This is a genomic window from Mycolicibacterium arcueilense, from assembly GCF_058536225.1.
The window spans coordinates 1,867,594-1,892,810 of record NZ_JBZTYL010000007.1 but is presented as its reverse complement, the minus strand read 5'-3'; the positions used below and the strand labels follow the sequence as shown (position 1 = coordinate 1,892,810).

At 67.1% G+C, this 25,217-nt stretch carries 19 protein-coding genes; 4 read left to right on the top strand and 15 right to left on the bottom strand.

What is annotated here, in order from left to right:
- Positions 1-31: 31 nt before the first annotated feature.
- The 7 genes from AC4LGL_RS13440 to mutA form a co-directional block, all read right to left on the bottom strand.
- Positions 32-1,447, bottom strand: a complete 1,416-nt coding sequence (locus tag AC4LGL_RS13440; RefSeq protein WP_491839113.1) for a condensation domain-containing protein — start codon at positions 1,445-1,447, stop codon at positions 32-34.
- Positions 1,448-1,481: 34 nt separating this feature from the next.
- Positions 1,482-7,760: a sulfolipid-1 biosynthesis phthioceranic/hydroxyphthioceranic acid synthase gene (gene pks2 / locus AC4LGL_RS13435; RefSeq protein WP_491839112.1), complete on the bottom strand. Its 6,279-nt coding sequence runs from the start codon at positions 7,758-7,760 to the stop codon at positions 1,482-1,484.
- Between the two features lie 966 nt (positions 7,761-8,726).
- The gene (gene lipL, locus AC4LGL_RS13430) at positions 8,727-9,992 is read right to left on the bottom strand and encodes an esterase/beta-lactamase LipL (RefSeq protein WP_491839111.1); all 1,266 of its coding nucleotides are present in this window, start codon (positions 9,990-9,992) and stop codon (positions 8,727-8,729) included.
- Between the two features lie 75 nt (positions 9,993-10,067).
- Entirely contained in the window at positions 10,068-10,394 is a 327-nt protein-coding gene (locus AC4LGL_RS13425; protein ID WP_491839110.1) for a DUF4333 domain-containing protein, read from the bottom strand.
- A 41-nt stretch (positions 10,395-10,435) separates the two neighbouring features.
- A complete protein-coding gene (gene meaB, locus AC4LGL_RS13420) occupies positions 10,436-11,410 on the bottom strand; it encodes a methylmalonyl Co-A mutase-associated GTPase MeaB (protein WP_491839109.1) in 975 nt (324 codons plus the stop codon).
- Positions 11,411-11,412: 2 nt separating this feature from the next.
- Positions 11,413-13,671 carry a methylmalonyl-CoA mutase gene (gene scpA, locus AC4LGL_RS13415; RefSeq protein ID WP_491839108.1) on the bottom strand — a complete coding sequence of 753 codons (2,259 nt, stop codon included), beginning with the start codon at positions 13,669-13,671 and terminating at the stop codon, positions 11,413-11,415.
- Position 13,672: 1 nt separating this feature from the next.
- Positions 13,673-15,535 carry a methylmalonyl-CoA mutase small subunit gene (gene mutA, locus AC4LGL_RS13410; protein ID WP_491839107.1) on the bottom strand — a complete coding sequence of 621 codons (1,863 nt, stop codon included), beginning with the start codon at positions 15,533-15,535 and terminating at the stop codon, positions 13,673-13,675.
- A gap of 138 nt (positions 15,536-15,673) precedes the next feature.
- Here mutA and AC4LGL_RS13405 point away from each other — a divergent pair, with 138 nt between their 5' ends.
- The 3 genes from AC4LGL_RS13405 (at position 15,674) to AC4LGL_RS13395 (ending at position 17,602) form a co-directional block, all read left to right on the top strand.
- The gene (locus AC4LGL_RS13405) at positions 15,674-16,417 is read left to right on the top strand and encodes a TVP38/TMEM64 family protein (protein WP_491839106.1); all 744 of its coding nucleotides are present in this window, start codon (positions 15,674-15,676) and stop codon (positions 16,415-16,417) included.
- A gap of 70 nt (positions 16,418-16,487) precedes the next feature.
- Positions 16,488-17,099: a TetR/AcrR family transcriptional regulator gene (locus tag AC4LGL_RS13400; protein ID WP_491839105.1), complete on the top strand. Its 612-nt coding sequence runs from the start codon at positions 16,488-16,490 to the stop codon at positions 17,097-17,099.
- Positions 17,100-17,116: 17 nt separating this feature from the next.
- On the top strand, positions 17,117-17,602 hold the full coding sequence (locus AC4LGL_RS13395; protein WP_208859869.1) for a nitroreductase family deazaflavin-dependent oxidoreductase: 486 nt from the start codon (positions 17,117-17,119) through the stop codon (positions 17,600-17,602).
- Between the two features lie 9 nt (positions 17,603-17,611).
- Here AC4LGL_RS13395 and AC4LGL_RS13390 read toward each other — a convergent pair whose 3' ends face one another.
- The 4 genes from AC4LGL_RS13390 to AC4LGL_RS13375 all read right to left on the bottom strand — a co-directional run bounded on the left by AC4LGL_RS13390 (position 17,612) and on the right by AC4LGL_RS13375 (position 20,520).
- On the bottom strand, positions 17,612-18,238 hold the full coding sequence (locus tag AC4LGL_RS13390) for an RES family NAD+ phosphorylase (RefSeq protein ID WP_491839104.1): 627 nt from the start codon (positions 18,236-18,238) through the stop codon (positions 17,612-17,614).
- Positions 18,235-18,762, bottom strand: coding sequence for a hypothetical protein (locus tag AC4LGL_RS13385; protein WP_491839103.1), 528 nt, complete (start codon positions 18,760-18,762; stop codon positions 18,235-18,237). The genes AC4LGL_RS13390 and AC4LGL_RS13385 overlap by 4 nt, the downstream gene beginning before the upstream one ends.
- A gap of 70 nt (positions 18,763-18,832) precedes the next feature.
- A complete protein-coding gene (locus AC4LGL_RS13380) occupies positions 18,833-20,029 on the bottom strand; it encodes an SPFH domain-containing protein (protein WP_055113775.1) in 1,197 nt (398 codons plus the stop codon).
- Between the two features lie 56 nt (positions 20,030-20,085).
- Positions 20,086-20,520: an NfeD family protein gene (locus AC4LGL_RS13375; RefSeq protein ID WP_064883547.1), complete on the bottom strand. Its 435-nt coding sequence runs from the start codon at positions 20,518-20,520 to the stop codon at positions 20,086-20,088.
- A 57-nt stretch (positions 20,521-20,577) separates the two neighbouring features.
- Here AC4LGL_RS13375 and AC4LGL_RS13370 point away from each other — a divergent pair, with 57 nt between their 5' ends.
- Positions 20,578-21,435, top strand: coding sequence for an Rv1486c family protein (locus tag AC4LGL_RS13370; RefSeq protein ID WP_135360059.1), 858 nt, complete (start codon positions 20,578-20,580; stop codon positions 21,433-21,435).
- Here the strand turns inward: AC4LGL_RS13370 and AC4LGL_RS13365 are convergent.
- The 4 genes from AC4LGL_RS13365 to AC4LGL_RS13350 all read right to left on the bottom strand — a co-directional run bounded on the left by AC4LGL_RS13365 (position 21,432) and on the right by AC4LGL_RS13350 (position 25,204).
- Positions 21,432-22,469: a ferrochelatase gene (locus AC4LGL_RS13365; RefSeq protein ID WP_491839102.1), complete on the bottom strand. Its 1,038-nt coding sequence runs from the start codon at positions 22,467-22,469 to the stop codon at positions 21,432-21,434. The genes AC4LGL_RS13370 and AC4LGL_RS13365 overlap by 4 nt on opposite strands.
- 4 nt (positions 22,470-22,473) lie before the next feature.
- Positions 22,474-23,283 (bottom strand): NADH-dependent enoyl-ACP reductase InhA, encoded by an 810-nt coding sequence (inhA, locus tag AC4LGL_RS13360; RefSeq protein ID WP_491839101.1) that lies wholly within the window; start codon positions 23,281-23,283, stop codon positions 22,474-22,476.
- Between the two features lie 64 nt (positions 23,284-23,347).
- Positions 23,348-24,112 (bottom strand): 3-oxoacyl-ACP reductase FabG1, encoded by a 765-nt coding sequence (fabG1, locus tag AC4LGL_RS13355; protein WP_491839100.1) that lies wholly within the window; start codon positions 24,110-24,112, stop codon positions 23,348-23,350.
- Between the two features lie 84 nt (positions 24,113-24,196).
- Complete coding sequence (locus tag AC4LGL_RS13350) at positions 24,197-25,204, bottom strand: VWA domain-containing protein (RefSeq protein ID WP_491839099.1); 1,008 nt, start codon at positions 25,202-25,204, stop codon at positions 24,197-24,199.
- Positions 25,205-25,217: the final 13 nt, after the last annotated feature.

The window sequence follows — 25,217 nt, the reverse complement described above, 5'->3', positions numbered from 1 at the left end:
GTGCCTTCCTGTTCTGACTTCATTCCGCGGCTCACCTGCGCGACCCTGCGCTGAGGTTTTCCAGCACCCGTGCACACGTCGACTTCAGCACCTTGACGTACCGGCCGACCGATTCATGTGCCTCGGGATTGTTCGGATAGACCACCGAGACCGCCGTGCGGTCCTTCAATCGCACCAGGAACACCGTCATCTGGTACGAGTACACGCCGTCACTGAACATGCCGATCCGCATCGATTCCAACTCGGTGGTGAGCAGCACCGACAACGGGGCCGCCCCGGCATCCAGGAAGTTGATCACCTGGAAATTCGGCCTCGGCCAATCCAATTCGGGCCGCAATTCGAGCACCCGGTAGAACGGGACATCGACGAGCTGATGTCCGGCGTCGAAGGACTGCTGTGCCGCAACGGCCGATTCGGCAAAGGACCTACCCGCGATCGGGACGGTGATCGGGACCAGCCCGGTGAACCAGCCCATCGTCATCAGGTCGGCCGTGGTCTTGCGGGTATCGCTCGGTGTCAGGCCATAGTAGGTATCCGCTCCGGTCAGTTCATGCTCGGCCATCCCGGTGCAGGCGAGCATGCCACCGATGAAGCGGGCCCCGGCTGCGACGCATGCCGATTCGAAATTTGCCGTCTGCTCCTCGTCCATGAGGGTCTCGACCCACATCTCCGCTCCACACGGCTCGAGCGGATCGCCCAGAGGCAGTGGGAAGTCCGGCAGGCTGCCCTTGTTGCTGGTCGCGAAATCGGCCCACGCCGTGACTTCCGGCGAATCCGACGTCAATGCACCGAGCAGTTCCTTCTGACGCATGCAGAAGGCGTCGTAGCTGCCCGCCTCCGGAAGTGCCAGCGGCGCGCCACCACTGACGAGGGTGGTGTACATCGCGTGGAACTCCATGAGCGTGACACCTGCGAACGTCGCGTCCATGTGCAGGTGGTCGATGCTCACGTAGAGCGTGAACCGATCCGGGTACTGGACGATGCCGTAGGTGAAGCAGTCCCAGTGCAGCGGATCCGGAGTCGACAGCGTCAACTGACGCAGTTCCTCCGACGTGAGATCGCCGTGCCGGGTGGGCACGAACTTGATGTCGGCCGGATTGGGCATCGTGCGCCGCACGATGTCGTGGACATCGTGGTATTCGAACCAGCTACGGAACGTGTCATGCCTGCGCACATGGGCATTGACCACGTAGGTCATCGCCCTGATGTCGCATTGCCCTGCAATGTCACACGTGACGATCACCAGACGGGAGTAGTCCAGGCCCTTGGCTCGCTGATCGATGAACCCGCGCAGGTGCTGGGCCTGCATGTAGCTGACCGGCACGTCACTGACGGGCGCTTCAGCCGCCTTGGCGCACGAGGCCGGCGAGGCTCGCCAGGAAACGGCAGAACCGGGCGGTGCGTCCCACTCTTCGACCGAACCGATCGAAACGGACCCTAACTGCAACGTGACTCCTCTATAAACTCAACCGAATTCGGCATCACGCCGTCGGTGTCAGCTCCGTGTCGGCATTGGCGACCAACTTCTCGCACAACTTGTCGGCGAGCCCGCGGACGGTGGTGATGTCCGCCGGGCTGATCCGCACCCCGGTTTCGGTCTCGATCCTGGTCCGTACCTCGAGGTTGCCCAGTGAGTCGATGCCGTATTCGGCCAGCGGACGATCCGGGTCGATCGAACGACGCAGCAGCACGCTGATCTGGTCGGAGACCAGCCGGCGCAACCGCGAAGGCCATTCGTCCTGCGGACTGGCGTACAACTCGGTGAGGAACCCGCTGGCGTCGGAATCCCCGGAACTCGCGGGACGGAACGACTCGGCGAACGGGACCCGCTTGGCGAAGTCGGCGAGCCAGGACACCCCCACGATCGGGGTGTAGCCGGCGTAGCCACGGTTGTGCCGCAGCATCGTCTCGAACGCGTGGGCGCCCTCGTCTGGCGCGATCGCCGAATCGGAGGCCTCGGCAAAACCGGTGCCCTTGCCGATCTCGGTCCACGCACCCCAGGCGATGGCGCTCGACGGCAGTCCCTCATTTCGCCGCCACTGGGTGAATCCGTCCAACCAGCTGTTGGCGGCCGCGTACGCGCCCTGCCCCGGTGAGCCCACCAGGGCGGCAGCCGACGAGAAGCAGCAGAACCAGTCCAGCGACTCCGACCGCGTCGCCTCGTGAAGGTTCCACGCGCCCACAGCCTTTGGTGTCCAATCTCGGGTCATGAGGTCGTCGGTGATGTTGGTCAGCGTGGCGTCTTCGACGACCGCCGCCGCGTGCAGGACACCACGCAGAGCCAGTCCGGTGGCCGTCGCCGCCGACACCAGGGCGGCGGCAGTGGCGGGATCGGCGATGTCGCCGGTGACCACCTCCACCTCGGTACCGAGGCCGCGGATCCGGTCGAGCTCGACCAGTGCTTCGGCGGACGGCTGGGACCTGGCGTTGAGCACGATCCGGCCGCAACCGGCCGACGCCATCTTCTCGGCGAGGAACCGTCCGAGGCCGCCGAGGCCGCCGGTGATCACATAAGCCCCGTCGGCGCGGAACACCGGTGCGTGCTCGGGCGGCACCACCGCCGTATCGGAGCCCGACTCCGGGATCTTCACGACGAGCTTGCCGGTGTGCCCGGCCGCATCCATCAGTTCCATCGCCCCGGCCCATGCGGTCAGCGGATAGGTGCTGATCTCCGGCAGCGGTAGCGCGCCTTCGGCGAGCTTGCCGAACACCGTCTGCAGCAGTCGGCGGACGACGTCGGGTCGACGCTGGCTCAGCGACGACAGATCGACCGCGTGGAACGACAGGCCGTCTCGGATCATCGCCGGCGTGAGGGTGGCGTCACCGCGAAGGTCGGCGACTCCGGTCTCGACGAACCGACCGCCGAAGGCGAGTAGTTCCAGTCCGGCACGCTGCCCTGACCCGGTCAGCGAATTGAGCACGACGTCGACACCGTATCCGTTGGTATCGCGGCGGATCTCGTCGGCGAAGCTCAGTGTGCGCGAGTCGTAGACGTACTTGATGCCCATGTCGCGCAACAGTTGCCGACGCTCGGGACTGCCCGCGGTGGCGAACACCTCGGCTCCGCACTCGCGTGCGACCGCGATGGCTGCCAGGCCGAGGCCGCCGGTTGCCGAATGGATCAGCACCTTGTCCTGTGCCGATATCCTCGCCAACTCCCGCAGCGCGTACCACGCGGTGGCATGCGCGGTGGGCACCGCGGCGGCACTGTCCATCGCCAGCTCATCGGGGAGAGCGACGGCCAGGTCGGACGCGCACGTGACGAACGTGCCCCAGCAACCGGTCGCCGCCACGCCGGCCACCCGGTCGCCGACCTTGTGGTCGGTGACATCGGGTCCGACGGCCGTGACGACGCCGGCGAAATCGCGGCCCAGCGCTGCGGACTGCTCCGCCAGACCGGGATACCGGCCCGACGCCGCCAGAACGTCCACGAAGTTCAGGCTCGATGCGCTGACCCTCACCTCGATGCAACCGGGCTCGGGCGCCGGACGCTCGAAGGTGGTCAGCTCCAGCGAACCGAAGTCCCCTGGGGTCCGGATGCTCAGCCGCACCGCATCGGTGGACAGGTCGACCGTGGTGGACAGCCGCTCGTCGGCAGCCAACGGGCTGGCGCCCAGCCGCGCGGTGTACCACCGACCGTCGCGCCAGGCGGTCTCATCCTCGGGACTGCCGGTGAGCAGCTGGCGCGCAATGTCCTTGGGATCGGTGCGCTCGTCCACGTCGATCTGCGTCGCGTGCAGTTGCGGCTGCTCATTCCCGATCACCCGGACCAGTCCGCGCAGCCCGATCTGGTCGAGGTTGAGCCCGTCGCCCGGCAGCACCGACTGCGCGCCACGCGTGACGAGGTGGAGTCGGGGAGCCTGGTCGTCGACATCGATCAGTTCACGCACGATGTGGACCACCCGCTGGACCAACCCGAGGCCCCGGGACGCCGACTCCCGGTCCCCCGTTTCGGCAGCGCCGGCCAGCACCAGGACGACGTCACTGTAGGTCTCGGCACCGAGGTGTTTGCGCAGCGATTCGGCGTTGGCGGATTGGTCAGCCCCATCGGGCCAGACCACTGTCGACACGTCGCCGAGATCGGGTTCGAGCGCGTCGGCCAACTCCGTGGTCAGCAGATCCGAGCCGTCGGACGTGATGAACAACCACTTGCCCGTCCCCGATGTCCGGGCCTCCGGCAGTTCCTGCTCGTGCCACTCGACGGCCAGGAGGCGCTCGTTGAAGATGCGTTCCCGCTGACCGCTTTCGGTCATGCCGGTGCCGAGCCGCAGGCCACGAACGGCGAGCAGGACCTCACCGTCCTCGTCGAGCAGATCGAGATCGGCTTCCACGCTGGTGGCGTCGGCGTTGGTGACCTGCAGCAGGCAGTAGTGCGCCGAACGCGTCGACCCGGACGCACGCAGGCTGCGCACGCCGAGCGGGAGCAGCAGACCGCCCGGATCCTCGCCTTCGGCGTACGCCGCGACCGACTGGAAGCACACGTCGAGCAGAGCCGGATGGATCTGGTAGGCGCCCTGCTGGGACCGGATTGCGCTGGGCAGTGCCACCTCGGCCAGCACACTGGTGACGGGACCGTCGGCGGTAAATGCCGCCGCGAGGCCGGAGAACGCCGGCCCGTACTGAATACCCTTGTCCCCGAACCATTTACGCAATGCATCGCCCTCGACACGGCGAGGGTGGGCCGCCTTGAGTTCGGTCAGATCGAGTCGGGTCGGCGCCTCTGAGGGCTCCGCCTCGACGATCACCGCCGCGGCACGCCGGATCTGTTCGCCGGCCCCGGCTGTCTCGACCAGGAACTGCACTGCCCCCTCGGGGGTCACCTTGGCCTCGGCCGAGACCACGGTCTCGGCGTCGAGCAGCAGCATCTGCTCGAAGGTGATGTCGCGTACCTCGCAGGCATCGCCCAACAGTGAGCGACCGGCGACCAACGCCATCTCGCAGTACGCGGCGCCCGGAAGCGCGGCCACGTTGTGGACCTGATGGTCGGCCAACCACGGCTGGGCCTCGACGCCGACGTCGGCCTGCCAGACATGGCGCTCGGGATCCTCGGGAAGTACGACATGCGCACCCAACAGCGGATGGACGCTGAGCAGATGTCCACCGCCCGGAAGGTGCTCGCGAGCGTCCCGGCTGACGGTCAGGGGCAGACGAGTCCAGGTGGGCAGGGGTGCGTCGGCGAGCGTGCCCGTCGGGTACAGCGTCGCGAAGTCGACTGCGGCGCCTGCGCTGTGCAGGTCACCGACGTACTGCAGCAGACCGGTGGGCATCTCGGTCTCGCGCCGCATGCTCGGAAGTGCCGCGATGTTGATGTCCAGGCTGCGGGCGACCTGCTGGGCCGGGTGAACCAGCAGCGGGTGCGGAGAAAGCTCACCGAACACGCGGTAGCCGTCCTCGAGGGCGGCCTGCACCGCAGCCGAGAACCGTACGGCGTGGCGCAGATTGTCCACCCAGTAGTCGGCGTCGGTGTAAGGCTCGTCGCGGGGGTCGTACGACGTCGACGAGTAGTACGGAACCGTCGGCGTGAGCGGCGTCAGGTCACTGAGCACCTCGGCGAGTTCGTCGAGGATCGGATCGACCTGCGGCGAATGCGATGCGACGTCGACCGCGACCTCGCGGGCCATGATGTCCCGCTGTTCCCAGTCGGCGACGAGTTCCCGGATGCGTTCAGTGGTTCCGCCGACGACGGTGGACTTCGGCGAGGCGATCACCGAGATCACCACGTCCGTGATGCCTCGGGCGGCGAGCTCGGACAGCACATGTTGCGCCGGCAGTTCGACCGAGGCCATGGCGCCCGAACCCGAGATCCGGGTCATCAGGGCCGACCGCCGGCAGATCACCCGCACGGCGTCCTGCAGCGACAACGCCCCCGCGACCACGGCGGCCGCGGCCTCGCCCATCGAGTGGCCGATCACCGCTCCGGGCTGCACTCCCCTGGACTTCAGTGCAGCCGCGAGCGCGACCTGCATCGCGAAGATCGTCGGCTGCACCCGGTTGATGCCCTGGACCGGCTCGGAATCCGAAATCGCCTCGGTCACCGAGAAGCCCGACTCTGCGGCGATGAGGGGTTCGAGTTCGGCGATGGCCGCCGCGAAGGCGGGCTCGGTGGCGAGAAGCTGCGCACCCATCCCGGCCCACTGCGAACCCTGGCCGGAGAACAACCACACCGGTCCGCGCTCGCCGGTCCCCACTGCCGGCTCGTAGACCGCGTCGCCCTCGGCGACCTCCCGCAACGCTGCACCGAGTTCGTCGGCAGTCGCCGCCGTCACCGTCGTCCGGAACGGCCGGTGAGCGCGGCGCCTCGTCAGCGTGTAGGCCAGATCCGGCAAGGGCTGGTCGCCGGCCTCGTGGATCAGCCAGTTGGCCAGTCGGCCTGCGGTCCGCCGCAGCTCGTCGGCCGAGGTGGACGACACCGGGAACATCATCGGCTCGCCGTCACCGGCCGGCGCACCGGCGGGCTCGGACCCGGCAACGGGCGCCTGCTCGAGCACCGCGTGCACGTTGGTACCGGACAACCCGTAGGACGACACGGCGGCGCGTCGCGGGTGTTCCCCGGCGACCGGCCACTGCATCAGTTCGGTCGGGACGACCAGCGAGCTGTTGAGCCGGGCCATCGCCTCGGGAAACTCGGTGAAATGGAGGTTGGCCGGAACGGCGCCGTGCTGCAGGGCGAGGACGGCCTTGATCAGACCGATCGCCCCGGACGCCGACTGCGCGTGACCGATGTTGGTCTTCACCGACCCGAGTGCGCACGGTCCGTCGGTGCCGTAGACCGCGGCCAAACTGGCGTACTCGATCGGGTCGCCGACGGGCGTTCCGGTTCCGTGGGCCTCGATCATGCCGACGGTCACCGGATCGACCGCCGCGGCCGCCAGCGCCGCGCGGTAGACCGCGCTCTGCGACTCCTCCGACGGGGTCGCGATGTTGATCGTGTGGCCGTCCTGGTTGGCCGCGGTGCCGCGGATCACGGCGAGCACCCGGTCACCGTCGCGCTCGGCATCGGCAAGACGCTTCAACAGCACCATGGCGACGCCCTCGCCCGAGACGAACCCGTCGGCGCCGACGTCGAACGCGTGGCAGCGACCGGTGGGCGACAGCATTCCCTGCGCCGAGCCCGCCACCATCTTCTTCGGATCGAGCAGGAGTGAGGCGCCGCCGGCCAGGGCCAGGTCGCTCTCCGATTCGTGCAGGCTCCGGCATGCCATGTGGATGGCCAGCAGGCCCGATGAACAGGCCGAGTCGACCGTCAACGCGGGTCCGTGCACGCCCAGTGCGTAGGCGACACGACCCGACGCCAGGCTGAAGTTCGTTCCGGCGAAGCCGTAGGCGCCGTCCAGCGCGTCCGCCTCGGCAGCGACCATCTGATAGTCGTTGTGCGTCATGCCGAGGAAGACGCCGGTCGACGAACCGGAGATGTCGCCGGGAGCCCGGCCCGCGTGCTCGAGGGCCTCCCATGACGTCTCGAGCAGGAGTCGGTGCTGCGGGTCGATGGACGGCGCCTCACGCTCGCCGTAACCGAAGAAGTCGGCGTCGAATCCTGCGACGTCGTCGAGGAACGCACCCCACTTGGACACTGAACGCCCCGGCACTCCGGGCTCCGGGTCGTAGTACTCGTCAGCGTCCCAGCGATCCAGCGGGACCTTGGTGACGAGGTCATCGCGCCGCAGAAGTGCCTGCCAGAACGCGGCCGGTGAGTCGATCCCTCCGGGCAGACGGCAGCCCATGCCGATTACGGCAATCGGGGTGACTGGTGTCTCGGCCAAGTTGGCTCACCTCTCTCGATGCGATCGATCAGCAAAGCGTCGATCAACATACTTAGAACGCGGAAAAGAATGTGCGCTACGTCGCCCTCGACGCACGGTACCGAATCCCCGTATCCGGTACGAGTCGTTGCCAACGCGGGTCCGTAGCCTAGCGCGTGGACCAACTGGATGTTGGAAACACCCGATCGCAAAAACGGTCACGCGTTCGCTACACCGACCAATTCTTGGGAAATGTCAGTACCCGCCAATTTCACCAGCGAGGCGCCGAACTCGGACGGTGGGCGCCTGCCATGGTTCACCAATATCGCTGCGCACCAACACTATTCACCACCAGATAGAGTAGCGCCACGGTGCAGGAGAAATTATCCCGCTAACTAACTCCGAGCTGATTTCAGGCGCAAAGACAGGCTTTCACAGGTTGTCCATAGTTTGAAAACGGTGTTCGGTTCACCACTCACAGTTAATTCATAGGGCAGCTGGCAATAGTTAGCTGGCTACCGACACGCAAACTATCGGTTCCGTAGTTGAACCGAATTCATGTTCCATCGCCCGGGCCGACGAAAACGGTACGAATGTGTACCCAAATCCCACATCAGCTAATGGTCATCATTGACTATGCAACGTCATAACCAGCATGGATCACTACGAAGGTGGAAATTGTCGCAACACACGAGACGTAGACGTACCAAATTCCGGCGCCAGGACAGGCCGACTGAGATCCAGCCCACGCGACACGCGAAGGCGTGACAGAAACCACAATGTGTCTACCAAGGCAAATCTGCCGAGGTTAACGGTGGACAGGCGCTGCAACCACGGGAAGGGCATCCCATATATGGGACATAGTGTGATGTATATCACTGCAGGTAGAAGCGGTACGCCGCCGTTCCTGTCCCGCGCTCAAGCCCCCGCAACGAACGGAGCCGACCTGTTGGTGCAACAGGTCGGCTCCGGGGTGTCAGGTGAGAACTATCCCGCGACGGGCTTCGGTAACTCGTACGGCGCCGCACCGAGGTTCGGCACCGCCTCGAATCCCCGCTCGCGGGCACGAGCCACGTCCTTGCGAATCAGCGCATTCAGACCGACGAAGGCGGCCATGTCCAACACCATCGGAGTCAGGAGGCGGTTGTGCACAAACCCGATCGCCAGCCCGCTGGCCGGGTCCGCCCAACCGACCGACCCGCCGAGCCCGACATGGCCGAATCCGGGCATGATCCCGAACGGCACCGAGTGATAACCGAGATGGAAGCCGAGCGGCACCCCGAGATTGCGGTCCGGGCGTATACCGGGCGGACCGGCCAAACCGCCAACGATGCGCTCAGACAGGTAGTCCGCGCCACCGATGCGGCCGTGGTTGGCGATGGCGCCGTACATTCTGGCCAGGCCACGCGCCGTGGCGACACCGTTGACGGCGGGCGCCTCGGCGTCCAGAAACGGGGTGTCGCCCTGAACGAGGGACATCACGCCGGGGAAGTACATGGAACCGAAGGCGCCGGAGAAGTTCAGCGCCGCGATCCGCGGGGCCATGAAGTCGAAGACCTGGTTGGGCCAACGTCGTTGCGGAACCAGAATCTGTGCGGCCCGGGTCGGGGCGTCGGCCGGCGGACGCCCCAGATGCAGGCCGTCAGTTCCCAACGGCTCTGCCAACTCGGTCCGGAACAGCTCGCGCATGCCCTGCCCCGTGACCGCGCGGGCCAGACCCGACAACAGCCAGCCATAGGTGAGCGCGTGATAGGCGGGTTTGCCGAACAGAAGTGAGTTCACCGGCGCCGCTGCGACCCGGCCTTCCATCACCTGGTGATCCAACAGATCGGCTTTGCTGACGCCGTTGAGCTGAGACAGCCCCGCCTCGTGCGCCATCACCTGTCGCACCGTGACCGCGGATTTGCCATTGGTCCCGAATTCAGGCCAATACTCGCTCACCGGGGCGGCGTAATCGATCAGACCACGATCAACGAGGCGATGGATGACCGTCGAGGCCATGCCCTTGGTCGCGGAGAACACCATCGCGCCCGTGTCGGCCGTCCAATGTCGGGTGCCGTCACGGTCCGAGTAGCCGGTCCAGACGTCGACCACCGGTTGACCGTCTTGGAGAATCACCAGTGCCCCGCCGCCGTACTTCCGGCCCGGGAACAGCTTCGAGAACCCGCGGACCGTGCAGGAGAAGTTCCTGTCCGCCGCGCCTTGGACGCCGTGTGGAAGCGCCTCGTCGCGCTCCCCGTTGTGATCGGTCACACACTTGAATTTACCTGGCCCCCCGGCAAATTCCACAGGCGTTACCTACCTGTTAGCCGGAGCCCGGCCACCGGGTCAGGAACTCGGCTTGTCATCCACCTTGAAGTCGATCTTGACCTTCTCGGACTCGACGTTTTTGACCGTAGCCGTAACGCCGTACTTGGTGCCGTTCTTGTCTGTCAGCACACAATGCTGGGTCGCTCCCACCTTGCCGACGATGCCGTCGTCGCAGGTCACAGACTTGGCCTTGCGCTTGGCCGCGGCTTCCAGGTTCTCCTTCGCCATGGTTTGCAGCTTGGACTTGGCCACCGTGGGTGCCGGGGCGGTCGATCCGCCGCCGCCGCAACCGGTCAGGACAGCACCGCCGACCATCGCGGCGGCCACGAGCACACGCAGTTTCACGTTCACGTCCCTCATCTCCGGGTCAGCCCAGCCTTTCACTGTCATCCGGCCGCGTCGAGAATTTCCTGCGCGGCCAGCGCCGGAGTCAGTTCACCCTCGCGCACCCGGCGCTCTACCTCGTCGCGGATACCGCGGACACCGGGATGCGACATCACACGGTCCAGCACGGTGTCTCGCACCATCGACCAGGTCCAATCCACCTGCTGCGCGCGTCGCCGAGCCTCGAACTCGCCCGCCTCGGTCAGCACCTCACGGTGCTTGATCACGGTGTCCCACAATTCGGCAAGCCCGTGGCCTTCGATCGCGCTCATCGTGAGAACCGGTGGCCGCCATAGTGTTTCGCGGGGATAGATGAGACGGATCGCGCCCGTCAGTTCGCGCGCAGCAGCCTTGGCCTCGATTGCGTGCTCGCCGTCGGCCTTGTTGACGACGATGACGTCGGCCAGCTCCAGCACACCTTTCTTGATGCCCTGCAGCTGGTCACCGGTGCGGGCCAGGGTGAGAAACACGAACGTGTCGACCATGTTCGACACCGTGACCTCGGACTGCCCGACGCCCACGGTCTCGACCAGGATGACGTCGTAGCCGGCGGCCTCCAGCAGAACGATGGTCTCTCGGGTGGCCTTGGCCACCCCGCCGAGCGTCCCGGACGTCGGCGACGGCCGGATGTAGGCGTCCGGGTGAACCGCCAGTTTGGCCATCCGGGTCTTGTCTCCCAGGATCGAGCCACCGGTCCGGGTCGACGAAGGATCCACCGCCAGAACCGCCACCCGGTGGCCTGCCTCGATGAGGTACATGCCGAGGGCTTCGATCGTCGTCGACTTGCCGACGCCGGGAACCCCGGTGATGCCGATGTGTTGAGCTTTGCCCGCCTCAGGCATCAACTCCAGCAGCAACTGCTGGGCCTGGTCACGACGGTCGGCCCGGGTGGATTCCACCATCGTGATGGCGCGCGCCAGGGCAGCTCGGTCGCCGCCCCGGATGGCCTCCGCCAGTTCCTGCACCGAGAGGGCCATTGCTAGCTCAGCTGGTAACCGAGCCGGTCTGCCAGCTTCTGCAGCAGGCCGATGGCCGCATCGGCGATCACGGTGCCCGGCGGGAAGATCGCGTTGGCCCCGGCGTCGTAGAGCTCGTCGAAGTCCCCGGGCGGGATGACCCCGCCGACGACGATCATGATGTCGGGCCTGCCCACCTCGGCCAGCGCGTCGCGCAGCGCGGGTACCAGGGTCAGGTGCCCAGCGGCCAGTGACGACACCCCGACCACATGCACGTCGTTGTCGGCGGCCTGACGGGCCACCTCCTCCGGGGTCGAGAACAACGAGCCCACGTCGACGTCGAAACCGATGTCGGCGAACGCCGTTGCGATCACCTTCTGCCCACGGTCGTGCCCGTCCTGGCCCATCTTGGCCACCAGGATGCGGGGCCGACGACCGTCGGCCTCGGCGAACTTGGTCACGAGCTCCGTCGCGGTAGACATTCCGCCGACCTTCCCCGCTCCCCCGATTTCGTCCCGGTAGACGCCCGAAATAGTACGGATCTCGGCCTGGTGCCGCCCGTACACCTTCTCCAGGGCGTCGGAGATCTCGCCGAGGGTGGCGTTGGCGCGGGCGGCGTTGATGGCCAGGGCCAACAGGTTGTTACCCAGTCCGTCCTCACCTGCAGAACCCGTCGCCTCGGCGGCCCGGGTCAGCTCGGCCAGCGCGGCCTGCGTCGCCGACTCGTCGCGGTCGGCCCGCAGCTGCTGCAGTTTGGCCAGCTGTTCGGCCCGCACCCGGCTGTTCTCGACCTTGAGGACCTCGATCTCCTGGTCCTCTTCCACCTGGTACTTGTTCACACCGATCAGCGGCTGGGCACCGGAGTCGATCCGCGCCTGGGTCCGGGCCGCGGCCTCTTCGATGCGAAGCTTCGGTATGCCGTCACTGATGGCCTGCGCCATGCCGCCGTGCTCGTTCACCTCGTGGATGTGAGCACGTGCCTTGTCGGCCAACTGATGCGTGAGCCACTCGACGTAGTACGAACCGCCCCACGGGTCGATCGGCCGGGTGGTCCCCGACTCCTGCTGCAGCAGCAGCTGGGTGTTGCGGGCGATCCGCGCGGAGAAGTCGGTGGGCAGCGCCAGCGCCTCGTCCAGGGCGTTGGTGTGCAGCGACTGGGTGTGCCCCTGCGTGGCCGCCATCGCCTCGATACAGGTTCGGGCGACGTTGTTGAACACGTCCTGCGCAGTCAGCGACCAGCCCGAGGTCTGTGAGTGGGTGCGCAGCGACAGCGACTTGTCGTTCTTCGGGTCGAACTGGGCCACCAGCTCGCTCCACAGCAGGCGGCCGGCCCGCAGCTTGGCCACCTCCATGAAGAAGTTCATGCCGATGCCCCAGAAGAAGCTCAGCCGCGGCGCAAACTTGTCGATGTCCAGGCCGGCGTCAAGGCCTGCCTTGATGTACTCGACACCGTCGGCCAGCGTGTAGGCCAGCTCCAGATCGGCTGTCGCACCGGCCTCCTGGATGTGGTAACCCGAGATCGAGATCGAGTTGAACTTGGGCATCTTGGCACTGGTGTAGGCGAAGATGTCCGAGATGATCCGCATCGACGGCGTGGGCGGATAGATGTAGGTGTTGCGGACCATGAACTCTTTGAGAATGTCGTTCTGGATGGTCCCGGCCAGCTTCTCCGGCGGCACCCCCTGCTCCTCGGCCGCGACGACGTAGAGCGCCAGGATCGGCAGCACCGCGCCGTTCATCGTCATCGACACGCTGACTGTCGACAGATCGATGCCATCGAACAACTGGCGCATGTCGAGGATGGAATCGATGGCCACACCGGCCATTCCGACGTCACCCTGCACGCGCGGATGGTCCGAGTCGTATCCGCGGTGGGTGGCCAGGTCGAAGGCCACCGAGAGGCCCTTCTGCCCGGCGGCCAGGTTGCGTCGGTAGAACGCGTTGGATTCGGCAGCAGTGGAGAACCCGGCGTACTGACGGATGGTCCACGGCTGGTTGACGTACATCGTCGGGTACGGCCCACGCACGAAAGGCGGTGCGCCGGGGAAGGTGTCGAGCGGGTAGCCGGCGGCGGCCGCCTCGTCGCGGTCGGCGGCGATGTACACCGGCTTGACGTCGATCCCCTCGGGCGTGGCCCAGGTCAACTGCTCGGGGGTGTAGCCGTGCGCGGTGGCAGCTGCCGCGACGTGCGCCTCGACGGCTTCTGGAGTGGCGGGCTCACCCGCGCCTTCGCCGTGCAGCGGTACGTCCGCGAAACTTCCGATTCCAGTTGTGGCAGTCATCTCAGGCCCCCAGTCCGGTGAGCAGGTTCGACAAAGCTTCGACCGCATCGATCTTGGCGGTCAGGTATCCGTCCGGCTTCGAATCAGCCTCGGCGACCGCCTTTTCCGGGCCGGCCAGCAGGACCTGACGTACCCCGGCCGCGTGTGCAGCGGCCACCGCCGCAGAGGCCTCGGCACCGTAGCGGGCGTCACTGCCACACAGCACCGCCACCGTCGGGGCACCGGCATCGGCCACCGCCGCGGCAACCGCGGCCGCCTCGACGGTCCCGGGGTTGATTGCCTCGATTCCGCCGGACGCCAACAGGTTCGACGCGAACGTGGTGCGGATGTTGTGCTCGGCGAGCGGCCCCAGCGGCAGCAACAGAACCTTGGGCCGCGCTCCGGTCGATGCCAGGAACGCATCCGAGCGATCCCGCAGCGCCTCGAATCCGGCCGCGTACCGTGCGATGGACGACGCCGACGATCCCTGCGGGAGCGGCTGTTCGTCGAGGTTGGGGAATTCGTTGACACCGGTGATCGCGGTGCGCCGGTGTGCGACATCGTCACTGCGCCGCGCGGCGACCTCGGCGATCTGGGCTGCGATGTAGTCGCGAGCGGCGACGAACCCGCCCCGCGCCTCGATGTCCTGGAAGTGCGCCCACGCCTGTTCGGCCAACTGAGCCGTCAGATCTTCGACAAACCAGGAGCCACCGGCCGGATCGAGCACCTGACCGATGTGCGACTCCTCCAACAGCAGCAGCTGGGTGTTGCGGGCGATGCGCCGCGCGAAGCTCGCCGACGTGCCGTCCAGTCCATCCGGAATCGCCGCGTCGAACGGATGCACCTGCACGGTGTCGGCTCCCCCGACACCCGCCGCGAAGGCGGCCAGCGTGGTGCGCAGCATGTTCACCCACGGGTCGCGCTGGGTCATCATCGGCAATGAGGTCACGGCGTGGATGCGGGCGGCACCGGCGTCAACCGCGCCGACCACCTCAGCGACGCGTGCCCACAACTGCCGGGCAACCCGAAGCTTGGCGATCGTCATGAACTGGTCGTCGTCGGCGGCGTAGCGGAAGCTGATCTGCCGCAACGCATCCGGTGTGGCCACGCCGCCGTCGCTGAGAATGCGCAGGTAGGCGACCGCTGCGGCGATCGAGCCCGCGAGCTCCCAGGCGGCGCTGGCGCCGAGGTTGTGGAAGGCGGGACCGTCGACGGTGACCGCACGCACTCCCCCGGCATGGCCGGTGAGTTTGGCGACGGTGGCCAGTAGGTCCGAGTCCTCGGTGGCGGGCTGCCCCGACAGCGGTGCGGTCAGCGGGTCGGCACCGAGATCGACCGACAGTCGCGAGCGCTGGTCTTCGTCGAGGTTCTCGAGCAAAGGCAGCACCGCGTCGGCCGCTGCCACCAGATCGGTTCCAGCGCTTTCGAAGATCACCGGCACCAGGTCAAGGAACACGCCGTCGAGCAGACGGTCCAGCTCGCCCAGGGCGATGCCGCCCTCGTCGCCGACCCGCAGTGAAAGCGCGCTGGCCCCCTCGGTCAGTGCCACCAGTACCGCACCGTTGACGGTGCCGACGGCGGTGCCCGCGACGGCGGGGAAGCTCTCGACGACCTTCCAGCCGGACTTCACGTCCCGCAGGGCGTCGCCACCGCGCACAAACGGCCACTGCCCCGGCAGCGCGGACTCGGGCCGCGCATCCAGGCTCGTGTAGAGCGGCCGGATCGCAAAACCCTCGTAGGTCTGCGAATCCAGCAGGCGCTCGGGCTCGGCCGGCAGATCGGCCACGTCCCGCCGGCTGCTCTTGGCCAGCACTCCGGCGACTGCCGTCCGCCACTGCTGTCGGTCCGCCTCGACCGCGCTAGTCCCCTGTAACGACACCCGCATCTCCTGTTATCGCAGCGTGTGACCTACCTACTTGACCCTCAGGCTAAATGATCGCCATCACGGCTCTGACCGCTGGTGGGCGGACTCGCGGTTACGCCCAGCGGTGATCGGTGCCTGCGGCCCGTACTCTTGGAAGACGTGAAACCCGTCGTCAGAACCCTGCGCGTGCTGCGCGCCGCAGTGATCTCGACGGTTTCCCAACTGCCGCCCCGGCGGATCGTGGGCCTGCTGGCCGGCATTGTGATTCTTGTCGCAGTCGCCGTACTGATTCCGTTGCCGACCGCGATGCAGATGCGGGACTGGGCCACCTCCGTGGGCCCCTGGTTCCCGCTGGCGTTCCTCGGTGCGCACATCGTCGTCACGGTCTTCCCTTTCCCGCGCACCGCATTCACCCTGGCTGCGGGCCTGCTGTTCGGGCCGGTGCTGGGCGTGGCCATCGCCGTGGTGGCCAGCGCGGTGAGCGCAGTGCTCGCGCTGTTCTTGATCCGCGCCGCCGGTTGGCAGCTCAATCGGCTGGTCCCGCATCCCCGGATCGACTCGCTGGACACCCGATTGCGCCGGCGCGGCTGGCCCGTGGTGCTGTCCATGCGGTTGATCCCGGCGGTGCCGTTCTCGGTGCTGAACTATGCGGCCGGCGCGTCTGCCGTACGGGCCGTCCCCTACACGCTGGCGACGCTGGTGGGGCTGTTCCCCGGCACGGCCGCCGTCGTCGTCCTGGGCGACGCGTTGACCGGGAACATCAGCCCGGCGCTGGTCCTGGTGTCGTTGAGCACCGCCGCGCTCGGCGTGGCCGGCCTGGTCTACGAATGGCGCCTCCACCACCGCGACCAGCGCACCCAGCAGTCCGCCGACCAGGCGCACGAACGCGCCGTAACCGGCTGACGCACCCCCGACCGTTGTCGCGAGGCCGAGGCACCTTGCGAGTGCTAAACATTTGTTTACAATAGTAAACGTGAGTTCACCACCAGACGATCGAACGGCGCGGGCCCGGATTCGCGACGAGGCGTTGCGACTGTTCGCCGAACGCGGTGCCGACGCGGTGACGATGCGCGACATCGCCTCCGCAGCCGATGTTTCCCCGGCGCTCCTGGTGCGGCACTACGGCTCTAAGGATGGACTCGTGGCGGCGGTCGACGAGCACGCCGTACGAACCCTCGAGGCGGTGCTGACCCACGTCACCGAACAGACCGCACAGGTTGGCATCGGACCGTCGGCGGTGCCGACGATGCTGGAAAGTCTCGCCACCCACCTACCACCGGACTCTCCCGTGCCGGGTTACCTGAGCCGACTGCTGACAACGGGCGGCACGGTCGGATCGGCAGTGTTTCAACGGCTGTACGGCATCAGCAGGACGGCGTTGGACGGCATGGTCGCGGCAGGTGTCGCCAGTCCCGGCGAAGACCCCGCCGTGCGGGCTGCGGTCCTCATGGTCAACGACCTGGCGGTGCTGACGCTGCGGACGCGCCTCACGGAAACGCTCGGCGTCGACCCGCTCTCCGATGCCGGGATGAAGCGCTGGGCGACAGAAGTTTTCGCGATCTATCGCGATGGTCTCAAATCCTGATCGAAAGGAGACACGGCATGTCCATGACAACCGCTCTCACCAATACCGGTGCCCGACTCCTACGCAACCGCCGGCTCGTGCGAGCGCCGATCTGGCTCTACCGGATGCGCGCCGGCGCGCTGTTCGGTCCGCGGATGATGATGCTCGAACACATCGGTCGCACCTCCGGTGCCCGCCGGTACGTCGTGCTCGAAGTGGTGGGCCGGCCGAACCCCCACACCGTCGTCGTGGCCTCAGGATTCGGGGCAAAGGCCCAGTGGTTCCGCAACATTGCCGTCAATCCGCAGGTCCGGGTGTGGCTCGGCAGTCACCGTCCGGTCGCCGCCACCGCTCATGTGCTGGACCAGCAGGCTGTCGACCAGGCGCTGGCCGATTACCGCACCGAGCATCCGAAGACGTGGGAACAGTTCAAGCTCGTCCTCGAAGAGACACTCGGCCAACCGATCACCGATACCAATGCACCGCTGCCGATGGTGGAATTGCGGTTGCAGCCCGGTCACTGACAGACGTCCCTAGCCGGGTGGCGGTTGGATACGCACCTGACGCCGGGTGGGTCGGTGCGCGACCATGATGCCGACGGTCACGCACGCCTGCACGCCGCCGGTCGGTGACGGGTCGACGGTCCAATCACGTTGCCCCGCATCCTCGAACAGGGCGACCGCGTTCGCGCCGGCGCCGGTACTGAACCGGGTCTGATAACGAATTCCGCTGTGGCGGCCGGTGGCGAAGAAGGCCGCGGCCCAGGCCTGAGGCAGCTCGTATTCCGGGCACATACCGAGTTCGCGGGTCATCCCCACGAAGGAGGCCGCTCGCGCCGAACATGCGTTGGCCAACCACCGGGCGGCGGGCACCCGCACCCGCGACACCACGGTGCGGGCCGCGGCGTCGAACGTGACCACACCCTGGCGTACCAGATCGTGGCCGAAGCGCTCCCGCAGCGCGGTCGTGACATCGGTTGCCAGATAACAGGTTCCGTTCGGCGGCAGCAGATCGAAGCGACCGCTCAGGTCCGAGGAGAACCACCACGGCGACTTGCCCACGGTGTGGGCCCGGTACAACAGGTGGTCGATGCGCAGCCGGGTCCGCGGGAACCCGGAGACGTCCGGCGGTGAACCGAGCGCGGGCCGCTGACGGCTCATGCGCTCCAGCTCGCCGCGGTCTCCCGGGCCATGTCGATGACCGTTTGCGGATCCCCACCGTCGCGCAGCCAGTCCGCGGGGCAGGATCCGTCGAGTCGCTCACTGGGCGCCCGCATCCACAGCGCCGCCATCCACGGGTCATCGGCGCCGGCGGTCAGCACCGTCAGTACGTCACGCAGCGAGGGAATGGTGGCTCCGCTGTCGAGAAACTGCCACGTCGGATACACGACCCCGCCGTCGTCGAGTGGGCAGGCCAGTATCGCGTACCGCGCCACCTTCTGGTGCAGGGCCTGGCGGGTGACGCCGAGCCAACGCGTCAGCCCTGCCGTGTCGTAGAACGGCCCGGTGACCTCGTCGAACACGTGGCCCAGCGGCAATGCCGCCACCATGGCCTCGGCGATCTGCTCCGGGTCACCGAATGCCTCAGGGCCCAGGCTCGCCTCGTCGGCCCGCCGCAACCGCTCGTGGACCTTCTGCCCCACCGAACGCATGATCTGGCGCTCGAACAGTGCGAGATCGGTCATTGCGGCCTCCCAGACGCGTCAACTACGTCAAGTCTACTGCGTCAAGGAGGTCAAGCAATGAACGCGACCACTACGCGCGGTGCGCGCCACCTTCCAGTTCATTGGGCGGCATCCCCGGCGGCGTCCCCAACGACTGCTGCGCCGACGGAGCGCCCAGGGGCGGCGTGGTAGCCCGCGCCTCCGCCTCGGCCTTGGCCACGGCTCTGGCGATCTCGGGATCGGTCTCGGTGTTGAACCATTCGGCGACTTCGTCGCTGTCGTCCTCGGGCTTGGGCAGGTCTTCGTCCACCGGCGTCGGCGTGTAGCGGAAGACACCGTCCTCGCCCGGGGCGCCCAGCAGTTTGGTGAAACCCTGCAGCGCCGAACCGAAGTCGCTGGGCACCAGCCAGACCTTGTTCGCCTCGCCCTTGGCCATCTGCGGCAGGGTCTGCAGATACTGGTAGGCCAACATCTCGGGGGTGGGCCGGCCCGCCTTGATCGCGGCAAAGGTCTTCTCGATGGCCTTGGCCTGGCCCTGCGCCTGCAGATACTGGGCGGCCCGCTCACCCTGTGCGCGCAACATCCGGGACTGCCGATCGGCCTCGGCGGCCAGGATGGCGGCCTGCTTGGCACCCTCGGCGGCCAGGATCTGCGACTGCTTCTGGCCCTCGGCCTGTTTGATCGAGGACTCCCGGACACCTTCCGCGGTCAGGATCATGGCCCGCTTGTCGCGGTCGGCCTTCATCTGCTTTTCCATCGACTCCTGGATCGACGGCGGCGGGTCGATGCTGCGCAGCTCGACTCGCGCCACCCGCAGCCCCCACCGACCGGTGGCTTCGTCCAGCACTCCCCGCAGTTGGGCGTTGATCGAGTCGCGCGAGGTCAGCGTCTGCTCGAGGGTCATGCCACCGACGACGTTGCGCAGGGTGGTGGTGGTCAGCTGTTCCACACCGACGATGTAGTTGCTGATCTGGTACACCGCAGCCTGCGGGTTGGTGACCTGGAAATAGACCACGGTGTCGATGTTGAGCGTCAGGTTGTCCTCGGTGATCACCGGCTGCGGCGGGAAGGACACCACCCGCTCGCGCAGATCCACCCGAGCCCGGATCCGGTCGATGAACGGCACCAGCAGCGTCAGCTGGCCACTGACCGTGCGGCTGTAGCGGCCCAGGCGCTCGATCACCGCCGCCTCGGCCTGGGGAATGAGCGCAACTGATTTCGCCACGATGATGATCGCGAACACCACCAGCACGAGCAGCAAGATCAGCCCGGCTACGGCACCTTCCATGGTGGATCCCTCCCTCTAGGTCCTACCTTGTTTACAGAGCTACATCGTTTACAGAGCTACATCGCCTTGAAGACCACCGCGGTGGCGCCGTCGATCCTGACGACGGTCACGTGATCACCCGGTTCGTACACATCGTTGTCGTCGAGCGGCCGCGCCGTCCAAACCTCGCCGTCGAGCTTGACCTGGCCCTCGTGCTGTCCCACCCGGTCCAATACCAGCGCCGACTTGCCCTCGAGCGCCTTGACGGGTTCGGGGAGTCCCCGGCCCGCCTCGAAACGGCGCCGCAGCGCGGGCCGGACCAGAACCAGCAAAAGCACCGACACCACGAGAAACACCAGACCGTCACCCCAGAGCGGCAGGTCGAACAGCCAACTCGATCCCGTCGCGGCCAGGGCACCGCCGGCCAGCATGAGCAGGAACATGTCACCGGTCAGCGCCTCTGCCCCGGCGAGTCCCAGCGCCAGGATGAGCCAGATCAGCGGAAGCGGCATACGCACACCCTAGCGAATCCGACCCGATCGGCGACCGACAATTACACTGCCAGGATCATGTGGTGTCCAAGTGCGACTCTTTCGATGTGGGCCAACGCCTGGCTTGCCGGCGCGGCCGCGCCCGACGACGTCCTCGACGCGTTATCTCAATGGGCACCAATGCATTCTGTGACGGCCTATGACTCGCAGGCCGCCGTCCGTACGGGGCTGCCCTGGCCCGAGTTGGAGGACTCCGGTTCGGTGTCCTTGCTGCAGACGCTGCGCACCGCCGTCGGCCGATCCGGCACCCGGCCATCCATCAGGGTGGCGTTGCCGGTGCCCGGCGATGTCCGCGGGTTGCCCGCGGGATCGCAGTTCCAGCGCGACGCACTGAGCGTGGGCGAGGCGGTGCTGGTGACCCATGACGAGCTCGACGGCGTCGGGCTGGTGCCGGAGTTCGAGTACTTCGAATTCGACGACGTCGAAACCGAATCCACCTTCGAGCCCGAGCCGAGGGCGCTGTCGTGGACCGTGTACTCGCTGCCCGTTCTGCCACCGCCTCAGCACCACGATCTCGGCGAGGCCGAGTACGAGCTGCGGTCAGCGGTGCGCTCGGCGGCCGACACACTGGTCACCTTGCGCGCCGGCGTGGGCGTAGATATCGAGGACCCCCGCGGCATGGTCGAAGACATCCTCGAAGCCGGACGGATGCACCGCATCCCCGACCACGCCCCCACCCGGGCCGTGAGGGTGTTGGAGAACGCCGCCCACGTGGACGCGATCATCACCGTGAGCTCGGGCCTGATGCCGATCGGCCTGCAGAGTTCCTCGGAGGTTCAGATCGCCGGCGACGCCATGCGACCACTGGCACAGGTGGTGCGCTCGGCGCGGTTGGCCGCACTCGAAGCGATCCTGCAATCCGCTTGGCGGGACTAGCCTTTGGACGGTGTCCCGCAGCAGTGCGGTGAGCACGGCGCACCGTTGACGCTGAACCCGTAGCCGGGCACCGGCTCTGGACCGGCGACCCGCAGCGGGACCGCACCGGTGCGCAGCTCCTCGATCAACCCGGCCGCCAACCGGGCGAAACGTTCGTCGGCGTTCGGGGTGCTTGCCCGCGCGAAGGCGATGCCGGCTTCTTCGGCCTGTAACCGGAGTTCGTAGTCGAGATCCCACACCACCTCGATGTGGTCGGCGACGAACCCGATCGGACAGACGATGACCGCCCGGGTTCCGTTCTGGCCCAACACAGTCAGATGATCTGCCACGTCGGGTTCGAGCCACGGGATTCGGGGCGGCCCCGACCGCGACTGCCAGACCTGGTCGTAGTCGTCATAGCCCGCGGCGGCGGCCACCAGCCGCGTCGCGTAGCCCACCTGCCGACTGTAGAGCCCGGGGCCGTGCCGCTCATCGGCGGCGACGGGCACCGAGTGCGCGGTGAACACCAGCCGGGCCTCGTCACGCACCTCGACCGGCAACGTGGCGGCCGCCGCCGCGATCGAGTCGGCGAACATCTCCACCAACAGCGGATGGTCGAAGTACTGGCGCAGTTTGACCAGCTCCGGTGCGTCGGGACCGGCCGCCGACCGCGCCCGGGCGATGTCCTCGACGTACTGGGTGCAGCTGGAGTAGCCACCCCAGGCCGACGTGGTGAACACCGCCGCCCGCCGGATTCCGTTGTCGCGCATCGCCGCAACGGTGTCTTCGACGTACGGATCCCAGTTCCGGTTGCCGAAATAGACCGGGAGGCCGGGCAATTGGAGACGCAACTGCTCGATCAGTGCCCGGTTGATCCCGTTGATCGGCGATACCCCACCGAAATGCAGGTAGTGCTCGGCGACGTCGGCCAGTCGCTCGGCCGGGATGCCGCGCCCCCGGGTGACGTTCTCCAGGAACGGCATCACCTGCTCCGGTGCCTCCGGACCGCCGAAGGACAGCAGCAGCAGAGCGTCAAAGGGATCGGAGCGCTCCATGCTTCTAGAGCAGCTGGGTGCTGGCGCCACCGTCGGCGTAGACGATGGTGCCGGTGGTGGCGGGCAACCAGTCGGACAGCAGGGCGCACACGGTCTTCGCGACCGGCTCCGGGTCCTTCATGTTCCAGCCGACCGGCGCACGCTGATCCCAGCCCTCTTCGAGCAGCCGCATCTGGTCACCGGCTTCGGCACCGAGCGCACCGCCGACGATCGCACTCATGGCCAGGGTCCGGATCGGGCCCGCCGCAACGAGGTTGGAGCGAACACCGAACGGTCCGGCCTCACGAGCGACGAACCGGTTGACCGACTCGAGGGCGCTCTTGGCCACGGTCATCCAGTTGTAGGCCGGCATCGCGCGGGTCGGATCGAAGTCCATGCCGACGATGCTGCCGCCCTCGTTCATGATCGGCAGCGTCGCCTTGGCCAGCGAGGCATAGGAATACGCCGAGATATGGATGCCCTTGGCGACATCCTCGTACGGGGCGTCGAAGAACGGGTTGACACCCATCCCGGTCTGCGGCATGAAGCCGATCGAGTGGACCACCCCGTCGATCTTGTTGCCCTCACCGATGACACCGGAGATACGCTCGGCCAGGCTCGCGAGGTGCTCCTCGTTCTGCACGTCGAGCTCCAGCAGCGGCGCCGGCTTGGGCAGCCGGTCCGCGATGCGCTGGATCAGCTTCATCCGGTCGAACCCGGTGAGCACCAGCTCGGCGCCGGCCTCCTGGGCCACCTTGGCGATGTGGAACGCGATCGACGAGTCCGTGATGATCCCGGTGACGAGGATGCGCTTGCCTTCGAGCAAACCTGCCATTAGTGCGACTCCTTCTTGAGGAAAGTTTCAGTAGACCAATACGTTTGGGTCGGATCCAGGCGGATCAGTGACCCATGCCCATGCCGCCGTCGACGGGGATGACCGCACCGGCGATGTAGCCGGCGTCCTCGGACGCCAGGAAGCTCACCGCGCCGGCGACCTCCTCGGCGGTGCCGACGCGCTTGGCCGGGATGAACTCGAGAGCACCGGCCTGAATCCGCTCGTCCAGGGCGCGGGTCATCTCGGTGTCGATGTACCCCGGGGCCACCACGTTGGCGGTGACGCCGGCCTTAGACAGCTCCCGCGAGATCGAGCGCGCCATACCGATCAGGCCGGCCTTCGCGGCCGCGTAGTTGGCCTGGTTGCCGATGCCCCACATGCCGGAGACCGAACCGATGAAGATGATGCGGCCGAAACGCTTGCGCTGCATGCTGCGTGAGGCCCGCTGCGCCACCCGGAATGCTCCGGTGAGGTTGGCGTTGATGACGTTCTCGAACCGCTCCTCGGTCATCCGCATGAGGAACGCATCCTGGGAGATGCCGGCATTGGACACCAGCACCTCGACCGGCCCCTGGTGCTCCTCGACCTCTTTGAACGCGCGGTCGACGGCCTCGTTGTCGGTGACGTCGCACACGACGCCGAACAGTCCGTCGGGTGCGCCGGAACCGCGGTGGGTGACGGCCACCTTGTGTCCGTCGGCGGCCAGTCGCTGCGCGATCGCCAGGCCGATCCCCCGGTTTCCACCGGTGACCAGCACAGAACGGGGAACGAAGGCCGGCCGGCCGGTGGATGTCTCGGTGTCGGCTTTCGCGACAGCAGCGTCACTCATGCCCGCCAACTTATCTCCTCACCAGCATGGTCTGAAAATCGCATCGCCGGTGAGGACCGCCGCCCGGGAGGGCACGATCGCGGCTCAACCGGGCAGTCTGCGGTTGATCAGGAGAGCCGCCACCCCGGCGACGGCCAGCACCAACGCACCCAGCCGCAGCCAGCCGAGGCTCGCATCGCCCTTGATGGTCTCGTAGCCGATCTGCTGCTGCAGCGAGGTGAACACCTGCTTGAGCTGTTCCAGGCTGGACGCGGTGAAGGCGTCTCCGCCGGACAGCTTGGCGATCTTGCCGAGCATCTCGTCGTCGACCGGCACCGGCTGGCGCTGGTCGTTGATCTCGACATAGCCGTAGGGCGTACCGAAGGACACGGTGGAGATCGGGACGCCTTGGTCCTTGGCCGTGCGCGCCGCGGTGTAGGCGCCCTTCGGGTTGTCCGGGTTGGACGGCACCGTCTCCTTGCCGTCCGACATCAGCACGATGCGCGCGGGCGGCTTCTCGTCGCCGCCGCCGATCACCGCGCCGACGGTGGCGATCGCCTGCAGTGCGGTGAAAATGCCCTCACCTGTGGCGGTCCGGTCGGCCAACTGCAGCTTGTCCAGGCCGTTCTTGGTGGCATCACGGTTGGTCGTCGGCTGGACCAGCACCGTCGCCGTACCGGCGTAGGCGATCAGGCCGAGGTTGATTCCCGGGGTGAGCTGATCGGCGAACTGCTTGGCGGCCTCCTGCGCGGCGGCCAATCGGCTGGGAGCGACGTCGGTGGCGCGCATCGACTGCGACACGTCGATCACCAGCATCACCACCGCGCGGTTACGCGGAATTCGCACATCGTGGGTAGGACCGGCCATCGCGACGGTCAAGAGCACGAGCGAGGCCGCCAGCAGGGCGGCGGGCAGGTGCCGCCAACGGGTCGGTTGCTTGGGCGCCACACTTTCGAGCAGCTCCATGTTGGCGAACCGCAGGATCCGCTGCTTGCGCGCGCGCTGCACGATGACGTAGTACGCCACCAGGCCGAGCACCACGAAGAGGAACAGGAACCACCAGGCGTGCGCGAAACCCGTCAGGCTCATCGGACCGAGAATCGGTAAAGTCATGTGCTAGAAGTCA

Excerpts from the sequence above, each read along its gene's own strand:
- meaB (WP_491839109.1), bottom strand. The coding sequence starts at position 11,410 with ATGGCCCTCTCGGTGCAGGAACTGGCGGAGGCCATCCGGGGCGGCGAC.
- scpA (WP_491839108.1), bottom strand. The coding sequence starts at position 13,671 with ATGACTGCCACAACTGGAATCGGAAGTTTCGCGGACGTACCGCTGCAC.
- mutA (WP_491839107.1), bottom strand. The coding sequence starts at position 15,535 with ATGCGGGTGTCGTTACAGGGGACTAGCGCGGTCGAGGCGGACCGACAG.
- AC4LGL_RS13395 (WP_208859869.1), top strand. The coding sequence starts at position 17,117 with ATGTCCATGACAACCGCTCTCACCAATACCGGTGCCCGACTCCTACGC.
- AC4LGL_RS13390 (WP_491839104.1), bottom strand. The coding sequence starts at position 18,238 with ATGAGCCGTCAGCGGCCCGCGCTCGGTTCACCGCCGGACGTCTCCGGG.
- AC4LGL_RS13385 (WP_491839103.1), bottom strand. The coding sequence starts at position 18,762 with ATGACCGATCTCGCACTGTTCGAGCGCCAGATCATGCGTTCGGTGGGG.
- AC4LGL_RS13380 (WP_055113775.1), bottom strand. The coding sequence starts at position 20,029 with ATGGAAGGTGCCGTAGCCGGGCTGATCTTGCTGCTCGTGCTGGTGGTG.
- AC4LGL_RS13375 (WP_064883547.1), bottom strand. The coding sequence starts at position 20,520 with ATGCCGCTTCCGCTGATCTGGCTCATCCTGGCGCTGGGACTCGCCGGG.
- AC4LGL_RS13370 (WP_135360059.1), top strand. The coding sequence starts at position 20,578 with ATGTGGTGTCCAAGTGCGACTCTTTCGATGTGGGCCAACGCCTGGCTT.
- AC4LGL_RS13365 (WP_491839102.1), bottom strand. The coding sequence starts at position 22,469 with ATGGAGCGCTCCGATCCCTTTGACGCTCTGCTGCTGCTGTCCTTCGGC.
- inhA (WP_491839101.1), bottom strand. The coding sequence starts at position 23,283 with ATGGCAGGTTTGCTCGAAGGCAAGCGCATCCTCGTCACCGGGATCATC.
- fabG1 (WP_491839100.1), bottom strand. The coding sequence starts at position 24,112 with ATGAGTGACGCTGCTGTCGCGAAAGCCGACACCGAGACATCCACCGGC.
- AC4LGL_RS13350 (WP_491839099.1), bottom strand. The coding sequence starts at position 25,204 with ATGACTTTACCGATTCTCGGTCCGATGAGCCTGACGGGTTTCGCGCAC.